The following is a 10,763-nucleotide window of genomic DNA, read 5'->3' as shown; positions in this document are numbered from 1 at the left end:
CTGCCGGTGGGGGCCGGGGGCGGGGATCTGGCGGGTGCTGGGTTGGCGCGGTTCGGGCATCCGATGCTGTCGGCCGCGGTGCGGGTCGGCGACCGTGACGAGTGGGTGTTCACCGGGCGGGTATCGCAGGAGGCCCAGCCGTGGACGCGCGATCACGCGGTGTTCGGCATGGTGATCGTGCCGGGGGCCGCGCTGGTGGAGTTGGCGCTGGCGGCGGGGGCGCGCGCGGGGTGCCCGGTCGTCGAGGAACTGGTGTTGCAGGTCCCGTTGCTGCTGGCCGAGGGCGCGGCGCTCGATCTCCAGGTCACCGTCGGAGCGCCGGACGAGGACGGACGCCGTGACGTCGCGATCTACACGGCGCCGGGTGAGAGCGGTGGGCAGGAGGCCGCCGCCCAGCCCACCTGCCACGCCCGCGGCAAGCTCGGCTCGGAGGTCGAGGCTCCCGCGGTGCCGTTCCCCGCGTACTGGCCGCCGGAGGGCGCCGTCGCGGTGCCGGTCGAGGGGCTGTACGAGCGGCTGGCGGAGGCCGGTTACGAGTACGGGCCGCTGTTCCAGGGGTTGCAGGCGGCCTGGCGCGACGGCGAGCAGGTCTACGCCGAGGTGGTCCTGCCGGACGACCAGGCCGGTTCCGGCCAGGGGTTCGGCATCCACCCGGCGCTGCTGGACGCAGCGTTGCACGGCAGCCTGCTGGAGATGCAGGCCGGCTCCCCGGTGGGCCTGCCCTTCGCGTGGTCGGGGATCAGGACCGGGCCGGCGTCCGGGCCGCGGGCCCGGGTCATGCTCACCCCGACGGGCGACTCCGCGTTCCGTATCGACATGGCCGACGACTCGGGGGCCGTGATCGCGGCGGTGGACGCCGTGGCCTTCCGTCCCGTCGACCAGGCGCAGCTCGAACGCGCACAGGGCAACGGGCAGGACAGCCTCTTCACGGTGGAGTGGGTCCCGGTCCGGGCGGCGGACGACGCCGGGTTGGTGCCGGCCCTGGTGCCGGTGGCCCTGCTCGGCGGACCGGCCGGCCCCGGTGAGCGCTACGCGGATCTGGACGCCCTGGAGTCGACCCTGGCCGCGGGCGCGGCGGTGCCGGACGTGGTGGTCGCCACGGTCGGTGCCACGTCAGGTCCTGGCGACGAAGCCGACGCCGCACGTGCGGTGGCGGCGCGGACGCTGGGTCTGGTGCAGGGGTGGCTGGCTGCGGATGCGTTGTCGGGTGCGCGGTTGGTGCTGGTGACGCGGGGTGCGGTCTCGACCGGTGGGGAGGCGCCGGATGTGGCGGCGGCTGCCGCGTGGGGTCTGGTGCGCAGCGCGCAGTCGGAGCACCCGGGGCGGTTCGTGCTGGTGGACCTGGACCCGGCCCTGGACCCGAAGTCGGACCCGGAGTCGGACCTGGAAGCTGTCGGCGGGAAGGCGGAGCCGGACTGGGCCACGCTGGCCCTGCTCGACGAGCCGCAGGTGGCCGTGCGCGAGGGACGGGTGCTGGCACCCCGGCTGACGCGGGCCACCGTGCCCGCCGAGGGGCCGTGGCGGTTGGCGTCGGTCGCGAAGGGATCGTTGGAGGGCCTGGCCCTGGTTCCGTCCGGTGCCGATCGTCCGCTGGCGGCGGGCGAGGTCCGGGTTGCGGTACGGGCCGCGGGACTCAACTTCCGTGACGTGCTGATCGCGTTGGGCGTGTACCCGGGTGACGCGCCGCTGGGCAGTGAGGCGGCGGGGGTCGTCCTGGAGACCGGTCCCGGGGTCACGGACCTGGCGCCCGGTGACCGGGTGATGGGCCTGATCCTCGAGTCGTTCGGTACGGCGGCGATCGCGGATCGGCGGATGGTCGCGCCGATGCCCGAGGGCTGGTCGTACGAGCAGGCGGCCGCGGTGCCGGTGGTGTACCTGACCGCCTATTACGGGCTGGTGGACCTCGGCGGGTTGGCGGCCGGGGAGCGGGTGTTGGTGCATTCCGCGGCTGGCGGTGTCGGGATGGCGGCGGTGCAGATCGCCGCGCATCTGGGTGCGGAGGTCTATGCGACGGCGAGTCCGGCGAAGTGGGATGCCGTACGGGCCCTGGGTGTGCCGAGCGAGCGGATCGCGTCGTCGCGGGACCTGGAGTTCGCGGAGGTGTTCGCGCGCGTCACGGGCGGTGCGGGTGTGGATGTGGTGCTGGACGCGCTGGCGGGTGAGTTCGTTGACGCCTCGCTCGGGTTGCTGCCGCGGGGTGGGCGGTTCCTGGAGATGGGGAAGGCGGACGTCCGCGACCCGCAGGCGGTGGCTGAGGCTCATCCGGGTGTGGAGTACCGGGCGTTCGACCTTTTCGAGGTCAGTCCTGAGCGGTTGGGGCAGATGCTCGGCGAGATTCTGGAGATGCTCGACGGGGGCGTGTTGTCGCACGCGCCCGTCCGTACTTGGGATATCCGCCGGTATGCGGAGGCGTTCCGGTTCCTGCGGGAGGGTCGTAACACCGGCAAGGTGGTGTTCACGGTTCCGCAGCCGGCGGACCCGGGTCACGCGGTGCTGGTGACGGGTGGGACCGGGGGTCTGGGTGCGCTGGTGGCACGGCACTTGGTCACTGCTGGTGGTGCGCGGCATCTGGTGCTGGCGTCGAGGCGGGGTCTGGAGGCGCCGGGTGCGGGTGAGTTGGTCGCGGAGTTGGAAGCGGCCGGGTGCCGGGTGCGGGTTGCTGCGTGTGATGTGGCGGACCGAGAGCAACTGACAGCGCTGCTGGGCTCGTTGGAGGTTCCGCTGGCGGGCGTGGTGCACGCGGCCGGCGTCCTGGACGACGGAGTGGTGGCGTCGCTGAGCCCCGAGCAGTTGGACCGGGTGATGCGGCCGAAGGTCGACGCGGCGCTGCTGCTCGACGAGTTGACGGCCGGCACCGACCTCCAGTCGTTCGTGCTGTTCTCCTCGGTCGCCGCGCTGATCGGCAATCCCGGGCAGGGCAACTACGCCGCCGCCAACGCCGTACTGGACGCGGTCGCCGCGCGGCGCCGGGCGCAGGGCCGTCCGGCGGTGTCGCTGGCCTGGGGCCTGTGGGAGACCCGCACCGGGATGACCGGTGAGCTGGACGACGCCGACCTGACCAGGCTGAACCGGCTGGGTCTCCAGCCGCTGCCCACGGAGCTGGGGCTCGAACTGCTCGACGCGGCACAGCGGGTGGACGCCGCGCTGGTCGCCCCGGTCCAACTGGACCTCGCCTCGATCCGGGCGCAGGCCCGGCAGGGGATGGCGCCGCCCTTGCTCGCCGGACTCGTACGGGTCCAGGTCCGGCAGGCCCGGGCCGCGAGCGGGAACGGGTCGCTGGCCTCCCGGCTGGCCCAGGTGGGACGGGAGGACTGGGAGCAGGTGACGCTGGACCTGGTGACCGCGCAGGTCGCGGCGGTGCTCGGGCACGCGTCGGGATCGGCGGTGGACCCGGGCCGGGCCTTCAAGGAGCTGGGCTTCGACTCGCTCTCCGCGGTCGAACTGCGCAACCGCCTGACCCAGGCGACCGGCCTCAAGCTGCCGACCACGCTCGTCTTCGACCATCCCACCGCGATCGCCGTCACCCAGTACATGATCCCGGTCGCCATGCCCGGCACCGTGCCGAACGGCCGCCGCTCGTCGGAAGAGGACGAGATCCGGGACGTACTGACATCGATCCCGATCAACCGCCTGCGGGCGTCGGGACTGCTCGACGCGCTCCTGGAACTGGTGAACAGCGCCTCGGACGACGGCTCGTCGGCGGAGGACAGCACCGAGTCGATCGACGACATGGACGCCGCGGCCCTCATCCGGATGACCGAAGAGACCGCAGTTTAAGCACAAGCGTGCCAACCGACTTACCCCCGCTTTGCGCCTGAACCTGGAGGAACAAGCATGGCTGGCGACCAGAACGAGCTCGTCGAAGCCCTGAGGCGGTCGGTCAAGGAAGCCGAGCGACTTCGGCAGCAGAACCGGCGACTCATGGCGCAGTCCACCGAGCCGCTGGCGATCGTGGGGATGAGTTGCCGGTACCCGGGTGGCGCGTCGTCGCCCGAGCAGTTGTGGGACCTGGTGGCGACCGGCCGGGACGCGATGGCGGGGCTGCCCGAGGACCGTGGCTGGGACCTGGAGCGGCTGCACGACCCGGACCCGGACAAGGTCGGGACGTTCTACGCCCAGCGCGGCGGATTCGCCGACGGCGTGGGCGACTTCGACGCGGGGTTCTTCGGGATCAGCCCGCGCGAGGCGCTGGCGATGGACCCGCAGCAGCGGCTGTTGCTGGAGGGGTCGTGGGAGGCGCTGGAGGACGCCGGGATCGACCCGGCCTCGCTGCGCGGCAGCGACACCGGCGTGTTCTGCGGCGTCGGCATCTCGGACTACCCGGGGTCGGGGTCGGCGCCGGGCGGCCGGTCGGACCTGGAGGGTTTCCGGCTGACCGGCGGAACGACGAGCGTGGTGTCCGGCCGGGTGGCGTACAGCCTGGGCCTGGAGGGTCCCGCGGTGTCGGTGGACACGGCGTGCTCGTCGTCGCTGGTGGCGATGCACCTGGCCGCGCAGGCGCTGCGTTCCGGTGAGTGCTCGCTGGCGCTGGCCGGCGGCGTGACGGTGCTGTCCACGCCGTTCCTGCTGGTGGAGTTCTCCCGGCAGCGCGGCCTGTCACCCGACGGCCGGTGCAAGTCGTACGCGGAGGGCGCTGACGGGACCGGCTTCTCCGACGGTGTCGGCCTGGTCGTGATGGAGCGGTTGTCGGACGCCCGGCGCCGCGGACACCGGGTGCTGGCGGTGGTCCGGGGCAGCGCGGTGAACCAGGACGGTGCGTCCAACGGGCTTACGGCGCCGAGCGGCCCGTCGCAGGAGCGGGTGATCCGCGCGGCACTGTCCGCGGCCGGCCTGCGTCCCGACGAGGTCGACGCGGTCGAGGGGCACGGCACGGGCACGCGGCTCGGTGACCCGATCGAGGCGCACGCGCTGCTCGCGACGTACGGGCAGGACCGCGAGGCCGGCGACCCGCTGTGGTTGGGCTCGATCAAGTCGAACATCGGCCACTCCTCGATGGCGGCCGGGGTGGCCGGTGTCATCAAGATGGTGCAGGCGCTGCGGCACGAGCGGCTCCCGGCGACGCTGCACGTGGACGCGCCGTCCTCGCAGGTGGACTGGGAGTCGGGTGCGGTCAGGCTGCTGACCGACGCCCAGCCCTGGCCGGCCGGTGAACGTCCCCGCCGCGCGGGCGTGTCGTCCTTCGGGATCTCGGGCACGAATGCCCACCTGATCCTGGAGGAGGCGCCCGCGCAGAGCGACACGGAGCCGGAATCGGGCGCGGGTACGGGTACGGGCACTGGCACGGGCTCGCGGGCGTCCGCTCAGGCGGAACGGGAAGTCCGGCCTGTGGTACCGGTGTTGGTCTCAGCGAAGGATGAAGTGGCGTTGCGGGCGCAGGCCCGGCGGTTGCGGGAGCACCTGCTGGCGCGGCCGGAGCTCGGTGTGCTGGACACGGCGTTCTCGGCCGCGACCACGCGATCCCACCTGGAGGAGCGGGCCGCGGTGGTGGCCGGTGACCGGGAGTCGTTGCTGGCGGGGCTGGCGGCGCTGTCGCTGGGTGAGCCGGGTGCGGGTGTGGTGCAGGGGCGGGCGGCGTCGGGGAAGACGGCGTTCGTGTTCTCGGGTCAGGGGGCGCAGCGGGCGCGGATGGGGTTGGGGTTGGCGTCGGTGTTCCCGGTGTTCAAGCGGGCGCTGGAGGAGGTGTGTGCGGAGCTTGATCCGTTGTTGGAGCGGCCGTTGTCGGAGGTGTTGGCGGCGGAAGAGGGCTCGGTGGAGGCCGGGTTGTTGAACGCGACGCAGTTCACGCAGGCGGGGTTGTTCGCGGTCGAGGTGGCGTTGTTCCGGCTGGCGGAGTCGCTGGGGATTCGGCCGGACTTCCTGGTCGGGCATTCGGTGGGGGAGGTCGCGGCGGCGCATGTGGCCGGGGTGTTGTCTCTGCCGGATGCGAGCGCGTTGGTGGCGGCTCGGGGTCGGTTGATGGGTGCGTTGCCGGCCGGTGGCGGGATGGTGGCGGTGCAGGCTGGTGAGGAGCAGGTGCGGGAGTCGTTGGCCGGGTTCGAGGGCCGGTTGTCGATTGCCGCGGTGAACGGTGCCCGGGCGGTCGTGGTGTCCGGTGAGCAGGAGGCTCTGGAGGAGTGGCTGCGGCTTCCGGTGTGGGAGGGGGTGAAGACGACCCGGTTGCGGGTGTCTCATGCGTTCCACTCGGCTTTGATGGAGCCGATGTTGGCGGAGTTCGCGGAGGTGGCGGGCGGGTTGCGGTTCGCTGAGCCCGTCATTCCGGTGGTGTCGAACGTGACGGGTGCGGTGACGGTGCCGGGTGAGTTGGCGGACCCGTCGTATTGGGTGCGGCATGCGCGGGAGGCGGTGCGGTTCGCTGACGGGATCAGCGCGTTGGCCGGTCTTGGGGTGACGCGGTTCCTGGAGTTGGGGCCGGACGGGTCGTTGACCGCGCTGGCCCGCCAGGCGGTGGAGGCCGCGAGCGGCGACGAGGCCGCCGGGCAGGCGGTGTTCGTGGCGGCGCTGCGGGCCCGGCAGGAGGAGCCGGCCGCGTTCGCCGGGTTCGCCGCGGCCGTGCACGCGGCCGGAGTGCCCGTGGACTGGGCCGCGTTCTACGCCGGCACCGGTGCCAGGACCGTATCCCTGCCGACGTACGCCTTCCAGCGGGAACGCTACTGGCAGTTGTCGGGGGCCGGGGCCCAGGGATCGGTCGCGGCCGGGGCCGAGCGTGTCGATCACCCCTTGCTGACCGCGGGCGTGCGGATCGGCGACCAGGACCAGTGGCTGTTCACCGGGCGGTTGGGCACGGACACGGACTCCTGGGTCACCGAGCACATGCTCTTCGGCACGGTCGTCGTGCCCGGCGTCACGCTGGTGGAGCTCGCGCTGACGGCGGGCGGCCACGTGGGCTGCCCGGTGGTGGAGGAACTGGTCCTGGGCGCACCCCTGTTGCTCGCCGGGGATTCCTCGGTGCAGCTCCAGGTCACCGTCGCGGAGGCCGACGAGAACGGCCACCGTGCCGTCGCGATCTACACCACCCCCGAGGGCGGCGAGCGGGGGGAGTCGATCTGCCACGCGCGGGGCGTACTCGCCGCCGAGACCGAGCCCGAGCCGGCCGTGGCCTGGGCGGCGCAGTGGCCGCCGCCGGACGCCGAACCGGTCCCGGCCGAGCGGCTCTACGACCAGCTCACCGACCTCGGATACGACTACGGGCCGGTCTTCCAGGGGATGCGGGCGGCCTGGCGCGACGGGGACGACATCTACGTCGAGGTCGCGCTGGCGGACGAGTACGCGGGTCCGGCCGGCGAGTTCGGCATCCACCCGGCGCTCTTCGACGCGGTGGTGCAAGGCGGCGTGCCCCTGTTCACCGGCGGCAGCCAGCACAAGATGCCGTTCAGCTGGACCGGTGTCCGGCTCGGGCGCCAGGGCGTCTCACGGCTGCGGGTCCGCGCCGGGGCCATCGGCGACTCCACGGTGCGGTTCGACGCGGTCGACGACTCCGGCGCCCCGGTGGTGTCGGTCCGGTCCCTCGTGCTCCGGCCGGTGGACCAGGCGCAGTTGGCGGGTGCCGCGCGGGCGGCCGACGGTTCGCTGTTCACGGTGGAGTGGGCCGAGGCCGCGGGCGCGAGCGGCGCTGCCCCGGCGAGCGTCGCGGTGCTCGGTGCGGTCCCGGTGCCGGGTGCGCAGGAGAGTACGGAGGCCGGCGAGCGGTTCGCGGACCTCGACGCGCTGGTCGGCGCGGTGGCGGCCGGCGCGGCGGTGCCGGGTGCGGTGGTGGCGGCGGTGCCGTCCGGCGCGGCGCTCGACGACGGCGGCGCGGTGCTTGACGGCGGCGCGGCGGACGTGGCGGGGACCGCGCACGAGGTAGCGGCGCGGACGCTCGCACTGGTGCAGGAGTGGCTGGCCGCGGAGGCCCTGGCGGAGTCCCGGTTGGTGCTGGTGACCCGGGGTGCGATCGCGGTCGGCGCGGAGGCACCGGATGTGGCGGCGGCTGCCGCGTGGGGCCTGGTGCGCAGCGCGCAGTCCGAGCACCCGGGACGCTTCGTCCTGGTGGACCTCGACCCGGAGCTGGACCCGCACCTGGACTTGGCCGGCCGCGACGCGACGGGCCCGGGGCTTGCCGCGCTCGTCGCGTACGACGAGCCGCAGGTGGCGGTGCGCGGCGGCAAGGTGCTCGCTCCGCGGCTGACGCGGGCCGTCGTGCCCGCGGCGCCGGCGGCCGGGCCGCTGCTGGGCGCCGGCACGGATGGCGCGGTGCTGGTGACGGGTGGGACCGGCGGCCTGGGTGCGCTGGTGGCACGGCACTTGGTCACCGTTGGTGGGGCGCGGCATCTGGTGCTGGCGTCGAGGCGGGGTCTGGAGGCGCCGGGTGCGGGCGAGTTGGTCGCGGAGTTGGAGGCCGCCGGATGCCAGGTGCGGGTTGCCGCGTGTGATGTGGCGGACCGCGAGCAACTGACCTCGTTGCTGAGCTCGTTGGAGGTTCCACTGACCGGTGTCGTACACGCGGCCGGTGTCCTGGAGGACGGGCTGGTGGCGTCGCTGACGCCGGAGCAGGTGGACCGAGTGTTGCGGCCGAAGCTGGACGCGGCCTTGCTGCTCGACGAGTTGACGGCGGAGCTGGACCTGCGGTCGTTCGTGCTGTTCTCCTCGGTGGCCGCGCTGATCGGAAGCGCGGGACAGGGCAACTACGCTGCGGCGAACGCCGGGTTGGACGCGTTGGCGGCGTGGCGGCGGGCGCAGGGTCGTCCGGCGGTGTCGCTGGCGTGGGGTCTGTGGGCGGCGGAGACCGGGATGACCGGGGAACTGGACGCCGCGCAACTCGCCCGGTTGGAGCGCATGGGTGTGCAGGCGCTCTCCTCCGAGCTGGGGCTCGAACTGCTCGACGCGGCACAGCGGGTGGACGCCGCGCTGGTCGCTCCGGTCCAACTGGACCTGGCCGCGCTGCGCGAGCAGGCCCGGGCCGGGACAGCCGTGCCGTTGCTCGCCGGGCTGGTCCGCTCGCCCGGCCGTGCGGGGCGCGCGGGCGGCGGAGGGTCGCTGGCAACCCGGCTCGCGGGAGTCGAGCGCGAGCAGTGGGAGCGGGTGACGCTGGAGCTGGTGACCGCGCAGGTGGCGGCGGTGCTCGGGCACGCGTCGGCGTCCACGGTGGAATCGGGACGGGCCTTCAAGGAGCAGGGCTTCGACTCGCTCTCCTCGGTCGAGCTGCGCAACCGCCTGGTCCAGGCGACCGGACTCAAGTTGCCCGCGACCTTGGTGTTCGACCACCCGACCGCGGTCGCGGTGGCGAAGTTCCTGGTGACGCAGGTGCCCGGTGCCGACGCGGGCGCCGGGAAGGCGGTGGCGGCGCGGGTTCCGGCCCGGCGGCGGGCCGACGTGGACGAGCCGCTGGCGATCGTGGGCATGAGCTGCCGCTACCCGGGTGGCGCGTCGTCGCCCGAGGGGCTGTGGGACCTGGTCGCCGAGGGCCGGGACGCGATATCGGGTCTGCCGGGGGACCGTGGTTGGGACCTGGAGCGGCTGTACGACCCGGACCCGGAGCGGGCCGGCACGGTGTACGCGCGCGGTGGCGGATATCTCGACGGGGCCGGCGAGTTCGACGCGGGGTTCTTCGGGATCAGCCCGCGCGAGGCGCTGGCGATGGACCCGCAGCAGCGGTTGCTGCTCGAAGGTGCCTGGGAGGCGCTGGAGGACGCCGGGATCGACCCGGGCTCGTTGCGGGGCAGCGACACCGGCGTGTTCTGCGGTGCGGTCGCCTCCGAGTACGGCCGGGGTGCGACGCCCGAGCTGGAAGGCTTCAAACTGACCGGCACCACGACGAGCGTGGTCTCGGGGCGGCTGAGCTACACCTTCGGGCTCCAGGGCCCCGCGGTCTCCGTGGACACGGCGTGCTCCTCCTCCTTGGTGGCGATGCACCTGGCCGCGCAGGCGCTGCGCAACGGCGAGTGCTCGCTGGCCCTGGCCGGCGGAGCGACCGTGATGTCCGGGCCGTTCCTGCTGGTGGAGTTCTCCCGGCAGCGCGGCCTGTCACCCGACGGCCGGTGCCGGTCGTACGCGGCCGGGGCTGACGGGACCGGCTTCTCCGACGGTGTCGGCCTGGTCGTGATGGAGCGGTTGTCGGACGCTCAGCGTCTGGGTCACCGGGTGCTGGCGGTCGTTCGCGGCAGCGCGGTGAACCAGGACGGCGCGTCCAACGGGCTTACGGCGCCGAGCGGTCCGGCCCAGGAGCGGGTGATCCGGAACGCGCTGGCCGCGGCCGGGCTGCGTCCCGACCAGGTCGACGCGGTCGAGGGGCACGGCACGGGCACGCGCCTCGGTGACCCGATCGAAGCTCAGGCGCTGCTGGCGACGTACGGGCAAGGCCGCGACGCCGAGCGGCCGTTGTGGCTCGGCTCGATCAAGTCGAACATCGGCCACTCCTCGGCCGCGGCCGGCGTGGCCGGGGTGATCAAGATGGTGCAGGCGCTGCGGCACCGGCAACTCCCCGCCACCCTGCACGTGGACGAGCCGTCCTCGCACGTGGACTGGGAGTCGGGCGCCGTCAGGCTGCTGACCGAGTCCCGGCCCTGGACCGACCCCGGCCGGCCCCGCCGCGCGGCCGTGTCGTCCTTCGGCGTCTCCGGCACGAACGCGCACATGATCCTGGAGGAGGCTCCGGCGGCCGCCGAGGAGCCGGCGGAGCAGCCCGAGAAGAGCCTGCCGTTGGTGCCGGTGGTGGTGTCGGCGAGGGATGAGGTGGGGTTGCGGGCGCAGGCGGGTCGGTTGCGGGAGCATCTGCTGGCGCGTGCGGA

At 73.6% G+C, this 10,763-nt stretch carries 2 protein-coding genes; both read left to right on the top strand.

Going from position 1 to position 10,763, the window contains the following annotated elements:
* The first annotated feature begins 63 nt into the window (after positions 1–63).
* Positions 64–3,777 carry an SDR family NAD(P)-dependent oxidoreductase gene (locus tag ACIPAE_RS39650; RefSeq protein WP_402452316.1) on the top strand — a complete coding sequence of 1,238 codons (3,714 nt, stop codon included), beginning with the start codon at positions 64–66 and terminating at the stop codon, positions 3,775–3,777.
* Between the two features lie 57 nt (positions 3,778–3,834).
* A partial coding sequence (locus tag ACIPAE_RS39645; RefSeq protein WP_402452315.1) for a type I polyketide synthase occupies positions 3,835–10,763 on the top strand: 6,929 nt, incomplete at its 3' end.

This window comes from Streptomyces sp. NPDC087270, from assembly GCF_044744625.1.
Classification (GTDB): domain Bacteria; phylum Actinomycetota; class Actinomycetes; order Streptomycetales; family Streptomycetaceae; genus Actinacidiphila.
This window is presented reverse-complemented; position numbering and strand designations above follow the sequence as displayed.